1 protein-coding gene is annotated in these 26,065 nt (G+C 69.1%); it reads left to right on the forward strand.

Going from position 1 to position 26,065, the window contains the following annotated elements; genetic code table 11:
- Positions 1 to 34: 34 nt before the first annotated feature.
- Complete coding sequence (locus AB0H49_RS19315; RefSeq protein ID WP_357253207.1) at positions 35 to 26,065, forward strand: SDR family NAD(P)-dependent oxidoreductase; 26,031 nt, start codon at positions 35 to 37, stop codon at positions 26,063 to 26,065.

Raw genomic sequence — 26,065 nt, forward strand, 5'->3', positions numbered from 1 at the left:
CTGGCTCGAGTTCGGAAGGATTGCGGGAACTTAGATGGTCGACGACGACAAGACCCTTGACTACCTGAAGCGCGTGACGGTCGATCTGCGCCAAACGCGCAGGCGGCTGCGGGAAGTCGAGGATCAGAAATTCGAGCCCATCGCGGTCGTGGGTGTCGCGTGTCGCTACCCGGGTGGCGTGGCCTCTCCGGAGGATCTGTGGAATCTGGTGTCGGAGGGCGTCGACGCGATCGGTGAGTTCCCCACCGACCGCGGTTGGGACGTGGACGGGCTCTACGACCCGGACCCGCAGGCGCGCGGGAAGTCGTACACGCGCTCGGGCGGATTCCTCTACGACGCAGCGGAATTCGACGCGGAGTTCTTCGGGATCAGCCCGCGCGAGGCACTGGCGATGGACCCGCAGCAGCGGATCCTGTTGGAAACCTCCTGGGAAGCTCTGGAACGAGCCGGTATCGACCCGTCGACGTTGCGCGGATCCGACACCGGCGTCTTCGCCGGTGCGTCGAACGGCGAGTACGCCGATATGCTGCACGCCGGTCCGGTGGATCTGCGGGGCTACCTGCTGACCGGTACGACGGGCAGCGTGGTGTCGGGCCGGGTGGCGTACGCGCTCGGCCTGGAGGGCCCGGCGGTGTCGGTGGACACCGCGTGCTCGTCGTCGCTGGTCGCGGTGCATCTCGCGGTCCAGTCGCTGCGCTCGGGGGAGTGCGCGATGGCGCTGGCAGGCGGCGTGACGGTCATGGGTTCGCCGGGAATGTTCGTGGAGTTCTCCCGGCAGCGGGGGCTGGCGGCCGATGGCCGGTGCAAGTCGTTCGCCGCGTCGGCGGACGGCACGGGCTGGTCCGAAGGCGCGGGCATGCTGGTGCTCGAGCGGCTGTCCGACGCGCGGCGCCACGGGCATCGAGTGTGGGCGGTCATCCGCGGAACGGCGATCAATCAGGACGGCGCGTCCAACGGCTTGACCGTGCCGAACGGTCCCGCGCAGCAGCGGGTCATCCGTGCCGCGCTGGCCAACGGGCGGCTCTCGACCGACGACGTGGATGTGGTGGAGGCGCACGGCACCGGCACGGTGCTGGGAGATCCGATCGAAGCGCACGCCCTGCTCGCCACCTACGGACAGGACCGTGATCCGCAGCGACCACTGTGGCTCGGGTCGCTGAAATCCAATATCGGTCACTCGGTGGCCGCGGCCGGTGTCGGCGGCATGATCAAGATGATCATGGCGATGCGCCAGGGGGTGATGCCGCCGACCCTGCATGTCGACGAGCCCACCCCGCGGGTGGACTGGTCCAGCGGCGCGATCGAACTGCTGACCCGGAAGCGGGAGTGGCCCGAGGAAGCGGACCGGCCTCGCCGGGCCGCGGTGTCCTCCTTCGGCATCAGCGGCACCAACGCGCATGTCGTCCTCGAACACGTATCCGTAAGCGAGCCAGCAGAATCCGAGCCGGGCACCAACCTCGGCGGCGCGGGAAGCGCTGTCGCGGTCGCGGTTCCGTGGGTGGTGTCGGCGAAGTCGGAGGCCTCGCTCCGCGCGCAGGCAGCGCGGTTGCACGAGTTCGTCGCCGCCGATCCCGAGGTGTCGGTGTCCGAGGTGGCGCATTCGCTGATCGCGACTCGCACGCTGTTCGCGCATCGGGCCGTGGTCGTGGGGGACGACCGGACCGAGCTGCTGCGCCGGCTGGCCACGGTGGCGGCGGGCGAACCCGGTCCCGATGTCGCCGTCGGTTCCGGCGCGGCGTCACGGGTCGGCGTGATGTTCGCCGGGCAGGGCTCCCAGCGGGCGGGCATGGGTCAGCAGCTGTATCGACGATTCCCGGTGTTCGCCGAGGCCTTCGACCAGGTCTGCGCGCGGCTGGATCCGCTGCTGGGGCTCTCCTTGCGCGACGCGATCAGCGCCGGAACCGAATTGGAGCAGACCCGGTTGACCCAGCCGGCGCTGTTCGCGGTCGAGGTGGCGCTGTATCGCCTGCTCGAATCCTGGGGCGTCACCGCGGACGTGGTGTTCGGGCATTCGATCGGTGAGATCGCCGCCGCGCATGTCGCCGGCGTGCTGAGCCTGGCCGACGCGTGCACGTTGGTCGCGGCGCGGGGCCGGTTGATGCAGGAATTGCCCACCGGCGGAGCGATGCTCGCGGTGCAGGCCGGTGAGCAGGAGGTCATCGCGCTGCTGGACGGCGTCGACGGGGTGGACGTGGCCGCCGTCAACGGCCCTGCGGCGGTGGTGATCTCCGGTCGCGCGGAGGTCGTGGACGTGCTCGCCGAGCAGCTGCGCGAGCGGGGACGGCGCGTCAAACGGTTGCGGGTCAGCCATGCCTTCCATTCCTCGTTGATGGAACCGATGCTGGCGCTGTTCGCCGAGGTGGTCGCGACACTGCGCTTCGATCCGCCTCGAATCCCGGTGATCTCGACCGTCACCGGGGCGGTGGCGGATCCCGGCCTGTGGTGCTCGCCGCAGTACTGGGTCGACCAGGTGCGGCGGCCGGTGCGGTTCGCCGACGCCGCGGCCGCGGCCTGGGCCGACGGTGTGGACACCTTCGTGGAAGTGGGTCCCGACTCGGTGCTGTCGGCGATGACAGCCGAGTGCCTGCCCGAGGCGGCGACCGCGGTGGCGGTGCTGCGTCCCGAGCGTGACGAACCCGCCGAGATCCTCGCCGCGGTCGCGCGGTTGTCGGTGCGTGCGGTGCCTGTCCGCTGGAACGCTGTGCTCACGAACCCGAATCCGGCACCGGTGGATCTGCCCACCTATGCCTTCGACCGCAGGCGCTTCTGGCTCGAACCCGCGCTCGGCGCCGCCGGTGTCGAATCGGTGGGCCTCGGCGCGATGGGGCATCCGCTGCTCGGTGCGGTCGTGTCGGAAGCGAAGTCCGGCGACGTGCTGCTGACCGGTCGATTGTCGGTGGCGACGCAGCCGTGGCTGGCCGACCACACCGTCGCCGGGTCGGTCCTGCTGCCGGGAACCGGCTTCGTCGAGCTGGCCTTGCGTGCCGGCGCCGAAGCCGGATATCCGGTGATCGACGACCTGACGCTGCATGCGCCGCTGCTGCTGCCCGCCTCGGGCGGTGTGCGGATCCAGGTCGTCGTCGGCGGGACCGGACCGGAGTCCGCGCAACGGCAGATCTCGATCTACTCGCGCGACGAGCACGACCCGGACGGTCAGTGGCTCCTGAACGCGCGAGGCCAGCTGACCACCCTGGACGACACGGCCGCGCCCGCGTCGGAGACCTGGCCGCCGGCCGCGGCGACCGATCTCGATGTCGCGTCCGCGTACGCGGCCCTGTCGGCACGGGGCTACGAATACGGTCCGGCCTTCCAGAGTGTGCGGGCGTTGTGGCGACGTGGCGCGGAGGTATTCGCCGAGATCGCCATCGACGCCGATAGCGGCGCGCGCGCCGAAGGATTCGGGATTCATCCGGCACTGCTGGACGGCGCACTGCAGGCCGGACTGCTGGCCGGTGTCGTCGACGATACTGCGGGACAGCCGGATTCACCGTTCACGATGGCGGCCGGACAAGTCGTGCTGCCCTTCTCGTGGGAGTCGGTCGCGCTGCACGCCGCCGAGGCATCGGTGCTGCGCGTTCGGTTGACCACCGCTGGATCGTCGGTGTCGCTGTGGGCGGCGGACGAGCAGGGGCAGCCGGTGTTGTCCGGATCGGTGACGCCCCGGCCCATGCGGCTGGAGCAGCTCGCCGCGGGTGCGACCGGCGTGGCCGATCCGTTGCTGGAAGTGGTGTGGTCGCCGGTCGAATCACCTTCGCTCGCAGTGGATTCGGCAATGGTCCGGTGGGACCGGCTGGATCCGGAAGCGGCGGTGCCGCCGGTCGTGGTGGTCGAGGCCGGGTCCGGGTGGAGCGAAACCTCCGGCGCCGACGTGGTGACCGCTACCCATGCCGAGGTCGCGCGCGTCCTCGCGGTGGTACAGGCGTGGCTGTCCGAGGACCGGTTCGCCGCGAGCACACTGCTGGTCGCCACCCGCGGTGCGGTCGCGGTGGCCGACGAGGACGTCACCGATCTCCCCGGTGCCGCGGTGTGGGGCCTGGTGCGGACCGCGCAGACCGAGGATCCGGGACGAATCGTCCTGGTGGACATCGACTCCGGCGTCGATTCGTCCGTAGCTGCCGCTGTCGTCGCTGTGGGCGAACCCCAGGTGGTCCTCCGTGACGGCGTCACCCACACCGCGCGGCTCACCCGGCCTGCGCCCGTCGCGCCATCGGCCGCCGCGGAAGCCTTCGGTGCCGGAACGGTGCTGATCACCGGTGGCACAGGTGGTTTGGGTGCGGTGGTGGCCCGGCACGTGGTGGCCGAGCACGGCGTACGGTCGTTGCTGCTGGTGAGCCGCCGTGGTCCTGCGGCCGAGGGCATCACGGCGTTGTGCGCCGAGCTGGAGCGATCGGGTGCGCAGGTGCGGGTGGTGGCGTGTGACGTCACCGACGCCGACGCGGTGGCCGGGCTGCTCTCCGATATCCCCGCGCAGTCGCCGTTGACCGGGGTGATTCACGCCGCGGGTGTGCTCGACGACGGGGTGATCGCCTCCTTGACCGCCCAGCGGGTGGACGCGGTGCTGGCGCCGAAAGTGGATGCCGCATGGCATCTGCACCAGGCGACCGCCGACCTGGATCTCGCGGCGTTCGTGGTGTTCTCGTCGATATCGGGCACCGTGGGCGGTCCCGGGCAGGGCAACTACGCGGCCGCGAACGCCTTCCTGGACGGTCTGGTGGCCCACCGGCGAGCCCGCGGACTGGCCGGTCAGTCGCTGGCGTGGGGTCCGTGGGCGCGCTCCGGCGGTATGGCAGGGCAGTTGGCGGAGGCCGACCTGGCTCGGATGAGCCGGGCCGGATTCACCGCTATGCCGGACGAGCCGGCGTTGGCCGGTTGGGACGCGGCGCTCGAACGCGGCACGGCGCACGCAGTGATCGTCACCGTCGACACCGCCACGATCCGCGCCCAGGCCGAGGCCGGGTTGCTGCCCCCACTGCTGCGCGCACTGGCGCCCGCGGTGCGGCGGTCTGCCGGTCTCGCAACGGTGGGTACTGGTCTGCGGCAACGGCTTTCGGGCCTGGACGCCGGTCGGCAGCGGCAGGCGGTGCTCGATACCGTTCGCACCCACATCGCGGCCGTCCTCGGCCACGATGGCGCGTCCGCGATCGATCCCGATCGAGCCTTCCAGGACCTGGGTTTCGATTCCCTGGGCGCGGTAGAGCTGCGTAACCGGCTCAAGACCGCCACCGGCCTGTCGCTGGCGGCCGCGGTCGTCTTCGACTACCCCACGCCGCAGGCGCTGGCCGCACACCTGACCGACGAGCTCACCGGCGCCGGGCGCAACGTGGCGGTCACCGCCGCCAAAGCCTTCGACGGCGAACCGATCGCGATCGTCGGCATGGCCTGTCGGTACCCGGGCGGTGTCCGATCGCCCGAGGACCTGTGGCAGCTGGTCGTGACCGGGACCGACGCGACGTCGGAGTTCCCGGTGAACCGCGGATGGGATACCGAGCGGCTGTACGACCCGACCGGGGAGACACCGCACACCACGTACACGCGATCGGGCGGGTTCCTGCATTCCGCGGGCGAGTTCGATCCGGCGTTCTTCAACATCAGCCCGAACGAGGCAGCGCTGATGGATCCGCAGCAGTTCCTGCTGTTGGAGACCTCGTGGGAGGCGTTCGAGCGAGCAGGCGTGGATCCGGCGGTGCTGCGCGGCAGTGCGACCGGCGTCTTCGCGGGCATGATGTACCACGACTATCCGGCCAACTCGAACGCGGGATCCATCGCGTCCGGCCGTATCTCGTATGTGCTGGGTCTGGAGGGGCCCTCGGTCACGGTGGACACGGCGTGTTCGTCATCGCTGGTGACAATGCATTTGGCGGCGCAGTCGCTGCGGTCGGGGGAGTGCGATCTGGCTTTGGCCGGCGGCGTGACGGTGATGGCGACTCCGGAGACCTTCGTGGAGTTCAGCCGACAGCGCGGACTGTCGCCGGACGGCCGGTGTAAGTCGTTCTCCGACACGGCCGATGGTGTCGCCTGGTCCGAGGGCGCCGGTGTGCTGGTGCTGGAGCGGTTGTCGGACGCGCGTCGCAATGGTCATGACGTGCTCGCGGTGATCGCCGGTTCGGCGGTGAATCAGGATGGCGCGTCGAATGGTTTGACCGCGCCGAACGGTCCCTCACAGCGGCGAGTCATTCGTCAGGCCCTGGCCAATGCCGGGGTTTCGCCGGTCGATGTCGACGTGGTGGAGGCCCACGGCACGGGCACCACGCTGGGTGATCCGATCGAAGCGCAGGCGCTGCTCGCCACCTACGGCCAGGAGCGCGCCGCGGATCGGCCGCTGTGGTTGGGGTCGTTGAAGTCCAACATCGGTCACGCTCAAGCGGCGGCGGGTGTGGGTGGCGTGATCAAGATGGTCATGGCGATGCGGCACGGACTGTTGCCGCAGACCCTGCACGTGGCTCGGCCGTCCACGAAGATCGATTGGTCCGAGGGCCACGTCCGGTTGCTGGCCGAACCGATGGCCTGGCCCGAGGTGGATCGGCCGCGTCGCGCGGGTGTCTCCTCGTTCGGAATCAGCGGCACCAACGCACATCTCATTCTCGAACAGGCCCCGGAAGCGGCGGTCGAGTCGGTCCCTGAGGTCCGGACCGTCCCGGCGGTGCCGTGGATCCTGTCGGCGCGCAGCGGCGAGGCTCTGGCCGCTCAGGCCGCGCGGCTGGCATCGCATGTGGGCGAACAGAATCCGATCGATGTCGGTTTCTCGCTGGCGTCGCGCAGCGTCTTCGAGCATCGGGCCGTGGTGGTGGCCGAGGATCGTGATGGTCTGCTCGCGGGCGTGCGGGCGTTGGCCGCGGGTGTGCCTGCTCCCGGCGTGGTGTCCGGGCGCGTGGTGGCGGGTTCGACTGGTGTGGTGTTCTCGGGTCAGGGTGCGCAGTGGGCCGGTATGGCGGCTGAGTTGCGTGCTGTGTATCCGGTGTTCGCCGAGCATTTCGATGCGATTGTCGCGCAGTTGGATCCGCTGCTGGGGCAGGCGATTTCGCTGGAAATGGCGCTGTCGGACGATGATTCGATCGATCGGACGGTGTTCGCGCAGGCGGGGTTGTTCGCGTTCGAGGTGGCGTTGTTCCGGCTGCTCGAGTCGTGGGGTGTGCGGGCTGATGTGGTTGCTGGTCATTCGATCGGTGAGGTCGCTGCTGCGCATGTGGCTGGTGTGTTGTCGCTCGAGGATGCGTGTGTTTTGGTGGCGGCGCGTGGCCGGTTGATGCAGGCGTTGCCTGCTGGTGGTGCGATGGTCGCGGTCGGTGCGGCCGAGGCTGATGTGCTGCCGTTGCTGGTCGATGGGGTGTCGGTCGCGGCGGTGAATGGTCCGTCGTCGGTGGTGCTTTCCGGTGTCGAGGACGCGGTCGTCGCTGTTGTCGATACTTGTGTGGAGCGTGGTTGGCGCACGCATCGGTTGCGGGTCTCGCACGCTTTCCATTCGGCGTTGATGGAGCCGATGCTGGCCGAGTTCGCCTCGGTGGTCGAGGGTTTGACTTTCGGTCGGCCGAGTACCCCGTTGGTGTCGACGGTGACCGGCGCCCACGTCATCGATGAGATGGGTGATCCGGCGTATTGGGTCGGTCAGGTCCGGGACACGGTCCGGTTCGCCGATGCTCTTGCCACGATGGCGGGCATGGGCGTGTCCCGGTTCGCCGAGGTCGGACCGGACGCGGTGTTGACCCCGATGGTCGCCCAGACTCTCGGCGATGCCACGGCGGTCGCGGTGACCAGACGCGACCACGCGGACGCGGTGACCGTGACCAGGGCGGTGGCCGCGTTGTTCGTGGCCGGTTCCCAGGTGGACTCGGCCGCCGTCTACGCCGGTTCCGGAGCACGGCGAATCGATCTGCCCACGTACGCCTTCCAGCACGAACGGTTCTGGCTCGACGCCAAGCAGATGCTGGCGCAGTCGTGGCTCGGTGCCGAACTGGGCGGCGTCACCGCGGCCGGGCTGGACGCGGCGGCGCATCCGCTGCTGGGTGCCATTGTGCCGCAACCTGATTCGGGTGCGGTGAGCTTCACCGGCCGGTGGTCGCTGGATTCGGTGGAATGGCTGGCGGACCACAGCGTGCTGGGCACCGTCTTGCTTCCGGGCACCGGATTCGTCGAACTGGCCGGTCACGTCGGTGGCCTGCTGGGCTGCGAGGTCGTCGACGAGCTCGTTCTGCACACCCCGCTTACCCTGACGACCGAGGGCCACGTCTCCGTGCAGGTCGTAGTGGCGGCCCCGGACGAGGCCGGACGACGGCGACTGAGCGTGCACTCTCGCCAGACGGCCGCGGGCCCGTGGGTGCTCCATGCCGAAGGCGTGCTCGTCCCCGGGGACGAGCAGGCCGACTTCGACCTCGTCGCGTGGCCACCGGCCGACGCGCAACCGCTGGACGTCGACGACGCGTACGACGAACTGCTCGATATCGGCTACGGCTACGGCCCCTTCTTCCAGGGGCTGCGGGCGGCGTGGCAGCGCGGTGACGAGGTATTCGCCGAGGTCGCCCTTCCGGATTCTGAGGACGCCAAGGGTTTCGGGATCCATCCCGCGCTGTTCGACGGGGCGCTGCACGCCGCGATCGTCCATGGTCTCCGTGGTGGCGTCGAGGGCTTCCCAGCGCTCCCGTTCAGTTGGAACCGCGTGGTACTGCACGCGGCAGGCGCTGCCGCGGTCCGGGTGCGGATCGTGCTGCAGGGGGACCGGTTCGCGGTACAGATGGCCGACGAGCAGGGACAACCCGTGCTGTCGGTGGGCGCGTTGATCTCTCGGCCGGTGTCGGCCGATCGCCTGAGCACGGACGGGGTATCGGATGCCCTCTTCAGCGTGGACTGGGTCGCTGCCGCGCCGTCCACGGCGAGCATCGAGCCGGACCGGGTGGCGGTACTCGGCAGAGGCGACGGTGATCTCGCGGCATTGATCGCCGATCTGGACGCGAACCCCGATTCGGTCGTGCCCGACCTCGTGCTGCTCGAGTCCCCCGTCCACGAGGGTGCGCCACCGGAGGCCGCCCGCCGGGTCGCGATGGCCGTGCTCGAGACAGTCCAGTGTTGGCTGGCCGACAGTCGTTTCGCTGCTTCGCGTTTGGTGGTGCTGACCAGGCACGCGGTGGCCGTTGCCGAGGCGGAGCAGGTCGATCTCGGCCAAGCACCGGTGTGGGGCATACTGCGTGCCGCGCAAGCGGAACACCCGGGCCGATTCCAGCTGCTCGATCTGGACGCCGACGGTGATTCACTTGCCGCGGCGGCGGCCGTCGGGACCGAGCCGGAGGCTGCGGTGCGGGGTGCCACTGCGTACGTGCCCCGACTGCGTCGTCACGCGCCTGGCGCGAACGCTCGGCTGTCCGAGCCGGGCACCGTGCTGGTGACCGGTGGTACGGGTGGTCTGGGCGCGGTGATCGCGCGGCACTTGGTGACCGAACACGGTGTGCGCCAGCTGCTTCTGACGTCTCGGCGTGGTCCGGATGCTCCCGGGGCGGCCGAGCTGCGTGCGGAGCTGACCGAGCTCGGCGCCGAGGTGACCGTTGCCGCGTGTGATGTGTCGGATAGGTCGGCTCTGGCGGCGTTGCTGGACGGCATTTCGGCCGAATACCCCTTGGTCGGGGTGGTGCACGCGGCCGGGACCTCGGACAACGGTCTCGTCGAATCGATCACAGCTGACCGGATCGACTCTGTGTTCGTGCCGAAGGTCGATGCGGCGTGGCATCTGCACGAGCTGACTCGGGACACCTCGCTGTCGTTGTTCGTCTTGGTGTCCTCGGCGGGCGGATTGGTGCTGGCCGCCGGTCAAGCGAACTACGCCGCGGCGAACGTCTTCCTCGATGCGCTCGCGGCACATCGCCGGAGTCTGGGCTTGCCCGCGACGGCCGTGGACTACGGGTTGTGGGCGCGATCGTCCGGGCTCGGTGTCGAGCTGTCCGAAGAGGACTTCGATCGGATGCGCCGCCAGGGCTTCCCCCCGCTGACCGAGGCCGACGGCCTGGCGCTGTTCGATTCCGCGATCGCGACCGATACCGCGCAGCTGGTGGCGCTGCGAGTCGATCCCGCGGTGCTCCGGACGCGCGGCGAGCAGATCCCCGCTCTGGTCCGCTCGTTGGCACCGGCCCCGGTCCGCCGACAGACCAGGACCGCGGCGGGCCAAGCCTTCGCGCTCGAGCTGGCCGGTTTCTCGGATGTGGATCGTGCGCGTGCTCTGCTCGACCTCGTCCGATCGGTGGCGGCCGCGACGCTGGGGCATGCGTCGGTGGATGCTGTCGAGCCGCAACAGGCTTTCCAGCAGCTCGGTTTCGATTCGTTGAGTGCGGTGGAGTTCCGTAACAAGCTGAACGCCGCGACGGGTCTGCAACTGCCCGCGACACTGGTCTTCGACTATCCGAACCCGCAGGTCGTCGCCGAGTTCATCGATTCCCAGCTCACCGGCGTCGCGGCGGTCGAAAAGCCCGTGGTCGGCCGGGTGCGCACGGGCGACGATCCGATCGCGGTGGTGGCGATGAGCTGCCGCTACCCCGGTGGCGTCGCTTCCCCCGAAGACCTGTGGGACCTGGTCACTTCCGGCACCGACGCCACCGGCGAGATGCCGTCGGATCGTGGCTGGGATCTCGAGGGCATCTACGATCCGGAACCCGGCAAGGCGGGCAAGACCTACACCCGCCAGGGTGGATTCCTCTACTCCGCAGCCGATTTCGACGCGGACTTCTTCGGGATCAGCCCCAACGAAGCCACCATGATGGATCCGCAGCAGCGGTTGCTGCTGGAGATTTCGTGGGAGGCGCTGGAGCGGGCCGGTGTGGACCCTGCGGTGCTGCGCGGTAGTTCGACCGGTGTCTTCACCGGCCTGATGTACCACGACTACGCCCAGCGCACCGGTACCGGCAGCGGCGCCGCGGGCAGCTTGGTTTCCGGCCGGGTGTCCTATGTGTTCGGTCTGGAAGGACCGTCGGTCACCGTGGACACCGCGTGCTCGTCCTCGCTGGTCGCGCTGCATCTCGCCGCGCAGTCGCTGCGGTCCGGTGAGTGCGATCTGGCGCTGGCCGGTGGCGTGGCGGTGATGGGGACACCGGACATGTTCCTCGAGTTCGGTCGGCAACGCGGGTTGTCCCCGGACGGTCGGTGTAAGTCCTTCTCCGACACGGCCGATGGCGTCGGCTGGTCCGAGGGCGCCGGTGTGTTGGTGCTGGAGCGGTTGTCGGACGCGCGTCGCAATGGTCATGACGTGCTCGCGGTGATCGCCGGTTCGGCGGTGAATCAGGATGGCGCGTCGAACGGTTTCTCCGCGCCGAATGGTCCGTCGCAGCGTCGGGTGATCCGTCAGGCATTGGCCAATGCCGGTGTGGCTCCGACCGAGGTGGACGTGGTCGAGGCGCACGGCACCGGGACGACGTTGGGTGATCCGATCGAGGCTCAGGCGATCTTGGCCACCTATGGACAGGAGCGTGCTGCGGACCGGCCGCTGTGGCTGGGGTCGTTGAAGTCCAACATCGGCCACACGCAGGCCGCCGCGGGTGTCGCCGGAGTGATCAAGATGATCATGGCGATGCGCCACGGCCTACTGCCCAGCACGCTGCACGTCGATCGCCCCAGCACCAAGGTGGATTGGTCCGAGGGGCATGTGCGGTTGCTGACCGAGGCGGTGGCGTGGCCGGAGGTGGATCGGCCGCGTCGTGCGGGTGTGTCCTCGTTCGGTATCAGCGGGACGAATGCCCACCTCATCGTGGAGCAGGCCCCGATGACCGCGCCGGTCGTGGCCCAGACTCCGGAACCGGCTTCGGTACCGGCTGTGCGGCCGTGGGTGATCTCGGCCCGCAGCAGTGAGGCTCTCGCGGCTCAGGCTGCCCGCCTGGCATCGCATGTGGGCGACCACGATCCGATCGACGTCGGTTTCTCCCTGGCGTCCACCCGCGCGGTGTTCGAGCACCGTGCGGTTGTCGTGGCCGATGACCGTGACGGTCTGCTGGCGGGGGTCCGGGCGCTGGCCGCGGGCACGCAGGCACCCGGTGTGGTGTCCGGTCGTGCCGCGGCGGGGTCGACAGGTTTCGTCTTCTCGGGTCAGGGTGCGCAGTGGGCCGGTATGGCGGCTGAGTTGCGTGCTGTGTATCCGGTGTTCGCCGAGCATTTCGATGCGATCGTCGCGCAGCTTGATCCGCTGCTCGAGCAGTCGGTTTCGCTGACTACCGCGCTGGCGGACGGTGATCTGGTCGACCAGACAGTGTTCGCGCAGGCGGGGTTGTTCGCGTTCGAGGTGGCGTTGTTCCGGCTGCTCGAGTCGTGGGGTGTGCGGGCTGATGTGGTGGCCGGTCATTCGATCGGTGAGGTCGCTGCTGCGCATGTGGCCGGTGTGTTGTCGCTCGAGGATGCGTGTGTGCTGGTGGCGGCGCGTGGTCGGTTGATGCAGGCGCTGCCCTCTGGTGGGGCGATGGTCGCCGTGGGCGCCTCCGAGCTCGATGTGCTGCCGCTGCTGGTGGACAGTGCGGTGTCGATCGCGGCGGTGAACGGTCCGTCGTCGGCGGTGCTCTCCGGTGTGGAAGCCGATGTCCTCGCCGTCGCTGAACGGTGCGCCGAACAGGGCTGGCGCACACACCGATTGCGTGTCTCGCACGCGTTCCATTCGGCCCTGATGGAGCCGATGCTGGCCGAGTTCGCCTCGGCGATCGAGGGTTTGACCTTCGGGCAGCCCAGCATCCCGCTGGTGTCGACGGTGACCGGCGCCCGGATCACCGATGAGATGACCGATCCGGCGTATTGGGTCGGCCAGGTTCGTGACACAGTGCGGTTCGCCGACGCGGTCACCACGATGGCTGGTTCCGGTGTGTCGAGGTTCGCCGAGATCGGCCCCGACGCGGTACTGACGCTGATGATCGCGCAAACCCTCGATACCGGGGATGGCGCGGCCGCGACCGTGACAGGGCTGTCGCGTCGGGATCAGGCCGATGCCACCGCGCTGCCGACCGGGCTGGCCAGATTGTTCGTCGCGGGCGCCGACCTCGACTGGGCGGCTCTGTACGCCGGTACCGGTGCGCGCCGAATCGAACTGCCCACCTACGCTTTCCAGCGTCGTCGGTACTGGATGTCCGGCGGATCCGCCGGCGACGGCGATGCCCGGGCGATGGGTCTGCTGGCGACCGCCCATCCGCTGGTATCGGTGGTGGTATCGCAGCCGGACTCCGAGGCGATGATCCTGACCGGTCGCTTGTCGGTACAGACGCATCCGTGGTTGGCCGATCACCTGGTATTGGGGACCGTCTTGTTCCCCGGCACCGGATTCGTCGAGCTGGCCCTGTACGCGGGGGAGCGGGTCGGCTGCTCGACGCTGGACGATCTGGTGCTGCGAGCCCCGTTGGTGCTGTCGGAATCCGGCGGGGCCGCGGTGCGCATCGTGGTCGATACCGCGGACGAGACCGGCCGACGTGCCGTACGGATCTTCTCCAGCTCGGACGGAGATGTGGATACCGCGGCGTCGTGGCTGCTGAATGCCGAAGGCGCACTCGCGCCCAGCGCGACCGTACCGACCGCGGATCTCGCGGCGTGGCCGCCGGTCGGCGCGCAGGAGCTGGACGTCGACGGTGTCTACGACGAACTACTCGATGCGGGATACGGATACGGTCCCGTCTTCCAGGGCCTGCGGGCGGCGTGGCAGCGCGGCGAGGAGGTGTTCGCCGAAGTCGCCCTCCCGGACCCGCAGGACGGCCAGGGTTTCGGACTGCATCCGGCGCTGCTCGATGCCGCGCTGCACGCGCTGCGGGCGGTCGGCCACCTGCGCGCCGAGGGCGCCGGGCCGGAGTTGCCGTTCGAGTGGTCGGGTGTCACGGTGCACGCGGCGGGTGCCGGTGCGCTGCGAGTGCGGTTGACCCGGGTCGGTGACCGTGCCGTGGCCGTCGATCTGGCGGATTCGACCGGAGCCGCGGTGGCGACGGTGCGGCAGCTGTCGTCCCGGCCGATCGACCCCGCGCAGCTCACCACCGGTGTGTCCGTCGCACGTAACGCGCTGTTCCAGCTCGAATGGACACCGATCTCGGTGTCCGGCACCGGAATCGATGCGGTGTCGTGGGCGGAACTGGGTGACGAGGTTCCGGCCGCGGTGGTGCTGGACTGCCCGGCGGGTAATGAGCCGGACGCGGTTCGGGCCGCGACTCACGGTGTGCTGCGGGTGTTGCAATCGTGGCTTGCCGATGAGCGATTCGACGAGTCGGCGTTGGTGGTCCGAACCAGCGGTGCGGTATCGGTTGCCGGGGAGGACATTACGAATCTGGCCGGTGCCGCGGTGGCCGGTCTGGTCCGTACGGCCCAGGCGGAGAGTCGGGGCCGCATCGTGTTGGTGGACAGCGATTCCGGCATAGACGGTCTGCTGGGCGGGATTCTGGCGTCGGAGGAACCGCAGGTGGCGGTGCGTGGCGGGCAGGTCTTCGGTGCGCGACTGGCCCGGATCGCCGCCACCGACGCTTCGGCGACCGGTTCCTTCGCTCCGGAAGAAACGGTCCTGATCACCGGTGCCAGCGGCTATCTCGGTGGGTTGTTCGCCCGGCATCTGGTGGCCACACGCGGTGTTCGCCGTCTGTTGTTGTTGAGCCGGCGCGGCGAATCCGCCCCTGGTGCAGTCGAACTGCGCGATGAGCTGCGGCAGCTCGGCGCCGAGGTCGAGTTCGTCGCGTGCGACGTCGCCGACCGTGCCGCGCTGGCGGCGGTGCTGGCCGTGATTCCGGCGGACCGTCCGCTCGCCGGTGTGTTCCATACGGCCGGTGTGCTCGACGACGGTGCGATCGCCGCGCTCACCCCGGAGCGGATGGACGCGGTCTTGCGGCCGAAGGTCGACGCCGCCCTGCATCTGGACGAGCTGACCGCCGATCTGCCGTTGCGTGCGTTCGTGCTGTTCAGTTCGGCGGCAGGCACCTTCGGCAATCCAGGGCAGGGCAACTATGCCGCGGCCAACGCCTGTTTGGATGCGGTGGCGGCGCACCGCAGGGCTTCTGGGCATCACGGGCAGTCGCTCGCGTGGGGTCTGTGGGGCGCGGACGGGGGCATGGGCGCGGAGCTCGGCGACACCGAGCGGCGCCGGATGTCTCGGTCGGGTCTGCTGCCGCTGTCGGAAGAACAGGGTCTGACGCTGTTCGACGCCGTTTCCGGAATCGACGTGGCCGCTCCCGTGCTGGCCCGTCTCGATCTGGACGGCATCCGCACGGCGGGGTCTGCCACGGCTCTGCTGTCCGCCCTGCTCCCTGCTCGCCGTCGGACGGTTTCGGGTGGCGCTACGGCGCTGCGTGCCCGGTTGGCCGCTACTCCCGACAGCGAGCGCCTCGATGTGCTCGTCGAAACCGTGCGCGGTCAGGTCGCGGCGACTCTGGGACATCGGAACGCGAATGCGATCGCATCCGACCGGGCTTTCAGCGAGCTGGGCTTCGATTCGATTTCCGCCGTCGAGTTCCGTAATGCCCTCGCGACCGCGACGGGCCTGCGGTTGCCTGCGACTTTGGTGTTCGACTATCCGTCACCTCAGGCGTTGGCCGAATATCTGGCCGGGCAGTTCGCCGACCACCAGCTCTCGGCAGCTCTGTCGGAGCGGCCCGTTCGCGGAACGCTGCGGACCCGCGACCGTCAGCTCGACGAACCCATTGCGATCGTGGGTATGGCGTGCCGGTATCCGGGTGGGGTCGGTTCCCCCGAGGAGCTGTGGAATCTGGTCGCGACGGGGACGGACGCCGCGTCGCAGTTCCCCGTGAACCGTGGGTGGGATATCGATCGTCTCTACGATGCGGCCGGGGAGAAGCCGAACAGCACATACACCCGCGAGGGTGGATTCCTGCATGCCGCAGGTGAATTCGATCCGGCGTTCTTCAATATCAGCCCCAATGAAGCCGCAATGATGGATCCGCAGCAATTCCTGCTCTTGGAGACCTCATGGGAGGCGTTCGAGCGGGCCGGTGTCGACCCCGGCGCATTGAAGGGCAGCCGGACCGGCGTGTGGGTCGGCATGATGTATCACGATTATCCGGCCAACGCGAACGCGGGATCTATTGCCTCGGGCCGCGTTTCGTACGTGTTCGGTTTGGAGGGGCCGTCGGTCACGGTGGATACGGCGTGCTCGTCGTCGCTGGTGGCCATGCATTCGGCTGCCGCCTCGCTGCGGTCGGGCGAGTGTGATCTGGCGTTGGCCGGTGGTGTCACCGTCATGGCCACCCCGGAGACGTTCGTGGAATTCAGCAGGCAGCGCGGGCTGTCGGCGGACGGGCGGTGTAAATCCTTCTCCGACACCGCCGATGGGGTGGGCTGGTCGGAAGGTGTCGGCATCCTGGTGCTGGAACGATTGTCCGACGCCCAGCGCAACGGTCATCGGGTGCTCGCGGTGCTGACGGGTTCGGCGGTGAATCAGGATGGTGCGTCGAATGGTTTGACCGCGCCGAACGGTCCCTCGCAGCGTCGGGTGATCGGTGAGGCGCTGGCCAATGCCGGGATCGCGCCGACCGAGGTGGATGTGGTGGAAGCCCACGGCACCGGTACCACGTTGGGTGATCCGATCGAGGCCCAAGCCGTCTTGGCTACGTACGGGCAGGGCCGGGATGCGGATCGGCCGCTGTGGCTCGGATCGTTGAAGTCCAACATCGGTCACGCTCAGGCGGCGGCGGGTGTCGGTGGTGTGATCAAGATGGTCATGGCGATGCGGCACGGGATGCTGCCGAAGACGCTGCATGTCGATGCGCCCAGTTCGAAGGTGGATTGGTCCGAGGGGCATGTGCGGTTGTTGACCGAACCCACGGCGTGGCCGGAGGTGGATCGGCCGCGTCGTGCGGGTGTGTCCTCGTTCGGTATCAGCGGCACGAACGCGCACGTCATCATCGAGCAGGCCCCGGCCGTGGAGCCGGAGCCGGTGGCGGTTGTTCCGGTTGGCGGGTTGCTGCCGTGGGCGGTCTCGGCGCGCGGCGGGCAGGCTCTTGCCGCTCAGGCCGAGCGGCTGGCGTCTCATGTCGCCGATCACGACCTCGATCCGGTGGATGTCGGTTTCTCGTTGGCGTCCACGCGTGCGGTGTTCGACCATCGTGCGGTTGTTCTGGCGGAGGATCGTGCGGGTCTGCTTGCGGGTGTGGGGGCGCTGAGTCGTTCCGAAACCACTTCTGGTGTGGTGACCGGCCGTGTGGTTCCGGGTTCGACGGGTCTGGTGTTTTCCGGTCAGGGTGCGCAGTGGGCCGGTATGGCGGCCGAGCTTCGTGCGGTGTATCCGGTCTTCGCCGCGGCTTTCGACGGCATCGTGGACACGTTGGATCCGCTGCTGGGGCAGTCTGTTTCGTTGCGTGCGGCGTTGGCGGACGGTGATTTGGTCGATCGGACGGTGTTCGCGCAGGCGGGGTTGTTCGCGTTCGAGGTGGCGTTGTTCCGGTTGCTCGAATCGTGGGGTGTGCGTGCGGATGTGGTGGCTGGTCATTCGATTGGTGAGGTGGCTGCGGCGCATGTGGCTGGTGTGTTGTCGCTCGAGGATGCGTGTGTGTTGGTGGCGGCGCGTGGTCGGTTGATGCAGGCGTTGCCTGCTGGTGGTGCGATGGTCGCGGTCGGTGCTTCCGAGGCTGATGTGCTGCCGTTGCTGGTCGAGGGGGTGTCGATCGCGGCGGTGAATGGTCCGTCGTCGGTGGTGTTTTCCGGTGTCGAGGACGCGGTCGCTGCCGTTGTCGACACCTGCGTGGAACGTGGTTGGCGCACGCACCGATTGCGGGTCTCGCACGCTTTCCATTCGGCCTTGATGGAGCCGATGCTCACCGAATTCGCTTCGGTGGTCGAGGGTTTGACCTTCGGTCGGCCGAGTATCCCGTTGGTGTCGACGGTGACCGGTGCGCGGATCACCGATGAGATGACCGATCCGGCGTATTGGGTCGGCCAGGTCCGCGACACCGTGCGGTTCGCCGACGCGGTCGTCGCGATGGCGGGTCTGGGCGTGTCCCGGTTCGCCGAGGTCGGCCCGGACGCGGTGCTGACCCCGATGATCGCGCAGATCGCCGATTCCGGGCAGCTGAACGCGACCCCGGCGATCGTGCCCTTGGCCCGTCGGGGCAGGGCCGATACGCCCACCGTACTGGGTGGGGTGGCCGGGTTGTTCGTCTCCGGCGCCGAGGTGAACTGGGCCGCTTTCCATGCCGGAGGACAGCGAATCGACCTGCCCACCTACGCCTTCCAGCACGAGCGGTTCTGGCTCGATCCCCGGCAGGTGCTGGCGAAGTCGTGGCTGGGCGCCGAACTGGGCGGGGTCGGCTCGGTCGGGCTGGACGAGGTGGAGCACCCGCTGCTCGGTGCGATGGTGTCGCATCCGGAGTCGGGCGAGGTGAGTTTCACCGGCCGGTGGTCGGTGGACTCGATGGAGTGGCTGGCCGACCACAGCGTGCTCGGGGTGGTGTTGCTACCGGGTACCGGGTACGTGGAACTGGCGAGCTACGTGGGCGGCGTTCTGGGCTGCGAGGTGGTGGAAGAGCTCGTCCTGCACACCCCGTTGACGATGCCTGCCGAAGGCAGCGTCGCGGTACAGGTCGTGGTCGCCGGCGCCGACGAGACGGGTCGCCGTCGGCTGACCGTGCATTCGCGGCAGACCGCCGAGACGCCGTGGGCGCTGCACGCCGAAGGTGTTCTCGCACCGGGCGAGTCGGCGGCCGATTTCGACCTGGCCGCGTGGCCGCCCGCGGGCGCCCAGCCGACGCCCCTCGCGGGCGTCTACGACGAGTTGTTCGATCTCGGGTACGGCTACGGCCCGTTCTTCCAGGGCCTGCAGGCGGCATGGCGGCGCGGTGACGAGTTGTTCGCCGAGGTCGCGCTGCCGAATCCGCAGGACGGCAACGGCTTCGGAGTCCATCCGGCGTTGCTCGATGCCGCTCTGCACGTGGGAATCGTGCACGGTATGCGGGACGGTGTCGGTGATTTCCCGGCTCTGCCGTTCACCTGGAACCGCGTGGTCCTGCACTCCGCAGGCGCCGCCGCGGTGCGGGTCCGAATCGTGGTCGACGGCGCCACGTTCGCTGTGCAGCTGGCCGATGACCAGGGGCAGCCGGTGCTGTCGGTCGGTGCGCTGGTGTCTCGACCGGTCTCGGCCGATCGCCTGGGCGCCGACCATGGCGCGGAATCCCTCTTCCGCGTGGAATGGGCCCCTGTCGCCCTCCCCGCGGCGACCGTGGAGCCCGGGCGGCTGGCGGCGCTCGGCTGGGGCCGAAGTTCCGCCGCGGTGCGGAGCTACGGAGACCTCGCGGCGCTGATCGCCGATCTGGACGCGAACCCGGCCGCGGTCGTTCCCGAGATCGTGCTGTTGGAGTGCTCGTTCGACGACGATGCGCCGCCGCGAGCGGCACGCCGGGTGGCGACCGAGGTGCTGGACACCGTTCAGGGTTGGCTGGCCGAATCCCGTTTCGCCGGTTCGCGTTTGGTGGTGTCGACCAGACGCGCTGTGGCCGTGGCGGATTCCGATTCGGTGCGGCTGGATCAGGCGCCGGTCTGGGGGTTGGTGCGCGCCGCGCAGGCGGAGCACCCGGGTCGATTCCAGCTGCTGGACCTGGACGGCGACCACGATCCGATCTCGGTCGCGACCGCGGCGATTGCCGGGGAACCGGAAGCCGCACTGCGTACGCAGACGGTGCTCGTGCCGCGCTTCGGCCGCCACGCACCCGATGCGATCGCTCGGCCGATCGAGCCGGGCACCGTGCTGGTGACCGGTGGCACCGGTGGTCTGGGTGCGGTCATCGCCCGGCATCTGGTGACCGAACACGGTGTGCGCCACCTGCTCCTGACGTCTCGGCGTGGCCTGGATGCTCCCGGCGCTCCCGAGTTGCGCGACGAGCTCGTCGAGCTCGGCGCTCAGGTCGGTGTCGCCGCCTGTGACGTGTCGGATCGGGCCGCGCTGGCCGCACTGCTGGACGGCATCTCGGCCGAGCATCCGCTGGTGGGTGTCGTGCACGCGGCTGGAATCGCCGACAACGGCGTGATCGAGTCGATGACGCCGGACCGGATCGGAAAGGTCTTCGGGCCCAAAGCCGATGCCGCGTGGCATCTGCACGAGCTCACCCGCGACGCGGCGCTGTCGCTGTTCGTGCTGGTGTCCTCGGCGGGCGGGCTGGTCCTGGCCGCCGGTCAGGCCAACTACGCTGCGGCGAACGTCTTCCTCGACGCCCTCGCGGCGCATCGTCGCGAGCTCGGTTTGCCCGCTACCGCGATCGATTACGGTCTGTGGGCCCGATCGAGCGGCCTCGGCGCCGAGCTGTCCGACGACGATTTCGATCGGATGACCAGGCTGGGCTTCCCGCCGCTGACCGAGCCCGAGGGCCTGGCGTTGTTCGATGCGGCGCTCGCCACGGAGACGGCCCAGGTGGTGGCACTGCAAGTCGACGCGGCCGTGCTGCGCACCCGGGGCGAGCAGATCCCCGCCCTGTTGCGGGCGATCGCGCCCGCTCCTGTTCGGCGGGCGACTCGGACCGCGGCTGGGCAAGCGTTCGCGCAGCGGCTGGCCGGGCTCTCCGACACCGATCGCGCCGCCGCACTGCTCGATCTCGTCCGGGCCACTGCCGCGGACACACTCGGGCATGCCTCCGCCGCTGCCGTGGAGCCCCAGCAGGCTTTCCAGCAGCTTGGGTTCGACTCGCTGGGCGCCATCGAGTTCCGCAACAAGCTCAATACCGCGACCGGTCTGCAACTGCCTGCCACGCTGATCTTCGATCACCCCAACCCACAGCTCGTCGCCGACTTCATCGATTCCCAGCTCAGCGGCACGACGCAGGACATCGAAATCGCCACCGGCACAGTCGTCGGCGACGACCGGATCGCCGTGGTGGCGATGGGCTGCCGCTATCCGGGTGGAATCGCGTCGCCGGAGGATCTGTGGCGGCTGGTCGCCTCCGGCGGGGAGACCATCGGAGAGCTGCCGGACGATCGAGGCTGGGATATCGACGGCATCTACGATCCCGAGCCGGGCAAGGCGGGTAAGACCTACACGCGCCATGGTGGATTCCTGTATTCCGCGGCGGATTTCGACGCCGACTTCTTCGGGATCAGCCCGAACGAGGCGATGGCGATGGATCCGCAGCAGCGGGTGCTGCTGGAGGTCTCCTGGGAGGCGCTGGAGCGCGCCGGTGTCGATCCGGCGGTGCTGCGGGGCAGCTCGACCGGGGTGTTCACCGGCGTGATGTACCACGACTACGCCCAAGGCGCCGGTACCGGCAACAACGCGGGTGGCAGCCTGGTCTCCGGTCGCATCGCCTACACGCTGGGCTTGGAAGGTCCTGCCGTGTCGGTGGATACGGCATGCTCGTCGTCGCTGGTCGCTCTGCATCTGGCCGCGCAGTCGCTGCGCTCGGGCGAGTGTGATCTGGCGTTGGCCGGTGGTGTGGCCGTGATGTCGGCACCGGACATGTTCCTCGAGTTCAGTCGCCAGCGCGGGTTGTCCCCGGACGGTCGTTGCAAGTCCTTCGCGGACGCGGCCGACGGTGTCGCATGGTCCGAGGGCGCGGGTGTGCTGGTGTTGGAGCGGTTGTCCGATGCCCGGCGCAACGGACATCAGGTGCTCGCGGTGATCGCGGGTTCCGCGGTGAATCAGGATGGCGCGTCGAATGGTTTCGCCGCGCCGAACGGTCCGTCGCAGCGACGGGTGATCCGCCAGGCGCTCGCGAACGCCGGTGTTTCCGCGGTCGACGTCGATGCGGTGGAGGCGCACGGCACCGGCACGACACTGGGTGACCCGATCGAGGCGCAGGCGCTGATGGCCACCTACGGCCGAGATCGGGATGTCGCTCGGCCGTTGTGGTTGGGGTCGTTGAAGTCCAACATCGGCCACGCTCAGGCCGCCGCCGGAGTGGCAGGCGTGATCAAGATGGTCATGGCCATGCGGCACGGGCTGTTGCCGCAGACCCTGCACGTGGATCAGCCGTCCACGAAAGTGGATTGGTCCGAGGGCAATGTCCGGCTGCTGACCGAGGCGGTGGCGTGGCCGGAGGTGGATCGGCCGCGGCGTGCGGCAGTGTCCTCGTTCGGCCTCAGCGGCACCAACGCGCACCTCATCGTCGAACAGGCGCCCGCGGCGGACCCCGTTCCGGAGGTCAAGACCCCTCCGGCAGGCGGCGTACTGCCCTGGGTGCTCTCCGCCCGCAGCGGAGAGGCGCTCGCCGCTCAGGCCGCCCGCCTGGCAGCCCAGGTGAGCGCCCACGAGGACGACCCGATCGATGTCGGTTTCTCACTTGCCGATTCGCGCATGCTGTTCGACCACCGGGCCGTGGTGTTCGCGACCGGAGGTGACGCGCTGCGGGCTGGAACCCAAGCCTTGAGCCGGGACGAATCCCTTCCGGGGGTGGTGTCCGGCCGCGTGGTGGCGGGTTCGACGGGTGTGGTGTTCTCGGGTCAGGGTGCGCAGTGGGCCGGTATGGCGGCTGAGTTGCGGGCGGCGTATCCGGTGTTCGCCGAGCACTTCGATGCGATCGTCGCGCAGCTGGATCCACGTCTGGGGCAGTCGATTTCACTGGAAATGGCGCTGTCGGACGATTCGATCGACCGGACCATGTTCGCGCAGGCGGGGTTGTTCGCGTTCGAGGTGGCGTTGTTCCGGCTGCTCGAATCGTGGAGCGTGCGTGCGGATGTGGTTGCCGGTCATTCGATTGGTGAGGTCGCTGCTGCGCATGTGGCGGGGGTGTTGTCGCTCGAGGATGCGTGTGTGCTGGTGGCGGCGCGTGGCCGGTTGATGCAGGCGCTGCCCGCTGGTGGTGCGATGGTCGCTGTCGGCGCTGCCGAAGCCGATGTGCGGCCGTTGCTGTCCGGCGAGGTGTCGATCGCGGCGGTCAACGGCCCGACATCGGTGGTGCTCTCCGGCATGGAAGACGATGTGCTCGCGGTAGTCGCGAGGTGCTCCGAGCGTGGGTGGCGCACACATAGATTGCGCGTCTCGCATGCGTTCCATTCGGCCCTGATGGAGCCGATGCTGGCTGAGTTCGCCTCGGCGATCGAGGGTTTGACCTTCGGGCAGCCCAGCATCCCGTTGGTGTCCACGGTGACCGGTGCCCGGATCACCGATGAGATGACCGATCCAGCGTATTGGGTCGGTCAGGTCCGGGACACCGTGCGGTTCGCCGACGCGGTCGTCGCGATGGCGGGTCTGGGTGTGTCCCGATTCGCCGAGGTCGGACCGGACGCCGTGCTCTTCCCCATGGTCAACCAGATCATCGAGGAACTGACGGTCACCGTGCCTCCCACGGTGGTGGCGCTGGCGCGGCGGGGCCGGGCGGACGCGTCCGCCGTCGTGGCCGGGACGGCAGGATTGTTCGTCACCGGCGCTCACGTCGATTGGTCCCGCCTGTACGCCGGTACCGGCGCTCGGCGCGTCGACCTGCCCACCTATGCCTTCCAGCGGCAGCGCTACTGGATGGCTGCCGCGTCCGCCGCCGGTGGTGACGCCAGGTCGATGGGTTTCGCGGCCACCGGGCACCCCATGGTCTCGGCCGTGGTCTCGCAGCCGGAGTCCGACGCGATCGCGCTCAGCGGCCGACTGTCGGTGCGGACGCAGCCCTGGCTGGCCGACCACGCGGTCATGGACACCGTGTTGGTCCCCGGCACCGGTCTCGTCGAACTCGCCCTGCACGCCGGAGAACAGCTCGGCTGCACGGTGCTGGAGGAACTGGTACTGCGGGCGCCGCTGGTGCTGTCGGATTCGGCAGGGGTCGCCGTGCGGGTCGTGGTCGATGCCGAGGACGCGGCGGGTCGTCGCGGGGTGCGGATCTTCTCCCGCCCCGACGATGGTGTCGATACGTCGTGGACGTTGAACGCCGAGGGCGGGCTCGCGCCGGAAGGCGACAGCGCCGCGGTGGATCTGGTGTCGTGGCCGCCCGCGGACGCGGTCGCGGTGGATATCGACGGTGTCTACGACTCTCTCGATGCGCAGGGTTATCACTACGGTCCGGTGTTCCAGGCGCTGCGAGCGGTGTGGCGTGGAGCGGATGGGCTCTATGCCGAGGTCGCATTGCCCGAGCAGGTACGAGGCGATGCGGGGCGGTTCGGCATGCATCCCGCTCTGCTGGATGCGGCATTGCACGCCTTGCGTTTTGCCGATGACACCGCAGAGGAAGAAACCGGCCTGGCATTGCCGTTCGAGTGGTCGGGCGTCACTGTGCACGCGGCGGGAGCCGATGCGTTGCGGGTTCGGCTGACTCGTATCGGTGAAAGTGGAGTGGCGCTGGATCTGGCGGATTCGACCGGTGCCGCGGTGGCGACGGTTCGGCATTTGGCGTCGCGGCCGATCGATCCCGCGCAGCTCAGCGCGGGCACATCTATTACTCGTACCGCTGTATTCGATGTGAGCTGGTCACCGATCACTGTGTCCGGCAACGAGGTCGCCGCCGTGGCGTGGGCGGATCTGGGTGCGGTGGGTGAGCACGTCCCGCGGGTGGTGGTGCTGGACTGCCCGGTGGGCGATGATTCCGCGTCGGTTCGTGCCGCTACGCATGGCGTGTTGCATGTGCTGCAGTCCTGGATTGCCGAGCCTCGGTTCGGTGAGTCGGTGCTGGTGGTCCGGACCAGCGGCGCGGTATCGGTGGCAGGGGAGGACATTTCGAATCTCGCCGGTGCCGCGGTCGGCGGCTTGGTTCGTGCCGCGCAGACCGAGAATTCCGGCCGGATCGTGCTGATCGACAGCGATTCCGCCATAGGCGGTCTGCTGGGCGGGATTCTGGCCGCCGAGGAACCGCAGGTGGCCGTCCGCGCCGGGCGGGTGCATGTCGCGCGACTCGCCCGGGTCGTCTCCACCGACGCTTCGGCGACCGGTTCCTTCGCTCCGGAAGAAACGGTCCTGATCACCGGTGCCGGTGGCTTCCTCGGTGGGTTGTTCGCCCGACATCTGGTGGCCGCGCGCGGTGTTCGCCGTCTGTTGTTGCTGAGCCGACGCGGTGAATCCGCGCCCGGCGCAACCGAACTGCGGGACGAGTTGCGGCAGCTCGGCGCCGAGGTCGAGTTCGTCGCGTGCGACGTCGCCGACCGTGCCGCGCTGGCGCAGGTGCTGACCGCCGTGCCTGCCGAGCACCCGCTGACCGGCGTGTTCCACCTGGCCGGTGTGCTCGAGGACGGTGCGATCGCTTCGCTGACTCCGGCCCGGATGGATGCGGTGTTCGGGCCGAAGGTCGACGCGGCCCTGCACCTGCACGAGCTGACCGCCGATCTACCGCTGCGGGCGTTCCTGCTGTTCAGTTCGGCGGCCGGTGTATTCGGCAATGCGGGCCAGGGCAACTACGCCGCGGCGAACGCCTGCCTGGACGCGCTGGCGGCGCACCGCAGGGCAGCCGGTCTTCCCGGCACCTCGCTGGCTTGGGGTCTGTGGAGCATGGACGGAGGTATGGCGGCGGAACTCGGCGATGCCGAGCGGCGCCGGATGTCCCGGTCCGGCATGCTGCCGCTGTCGCAGGAGCAGGGCCTGGCGCTGTTCGATGCGGCGACCGGGCTGGACACGGCGGCCCCGGTCCTCGCCCGCTTGGATCTCGACGCCATGCGCGGCGCGGGATCCGCGGTGCCCGTGCTGCTTTCCGGTCTGATCCCGCAGCGCCGGAAGGCGGCCTCTGGTGCGTCGGCGGCGCTGCGGGCGCAGTTGGCGAGCACTCCCGAGGGCGAACGCCTCGGAGTCCTGGTGGACATCGTGCGCGGTCAGGTCGCGACGATCCTGGGTCATCGGAATGCGAATGCGATCGCACCCGACCGGCCCTTCAGCGAGCTGGGCTTCGACTCGATCTCCGCCGTCGAGTTCCGCAATGCCCTCGCGACCGCGACAGGTCTGCGGTTGCCCGCGACCGCGGTGTTCGACTATCCGTCGCCACAGGCGCTGGCCGAATATCTGGCCGGCCAGTTCACCGGCAATCGGGATGCCGAACCGGCAACCGATCTGTCGGAGAACAGTATTCGCAACGTCCTCCAGACGATCCCGCTCGCCCGGCTCCGCGAAGCGGGCCTGCTGGACGCCCTCATGAAGCTCGCGAACGGGCAGGACAGCCAGGACGACACCGCTCAGACCGTCACGGACGAGTCGATCGACGAGCTCGATATCGACGGCTTGATCGACCTGGCCTACAACAACTCCTCCGAGGACTGA

The organism is Nocardia sp. NPDC050713, assembly GCF_040654315.1.
Classification (GTDB): Bacteria; Actinomycetota; Actinomycetes; order Mycobacteriales; family Mycobacteriaceae; genus Nocardia.

Excerpts from the sequence above, each read along its gene's own strand:
- AB0H49_RS19315 (WP_357253207.1), top strand. The coding sequence starts at position 35 with ATGGTCGACGACGACAAGACCCTTGACTACCTGAAGCGCGTGACGGTC.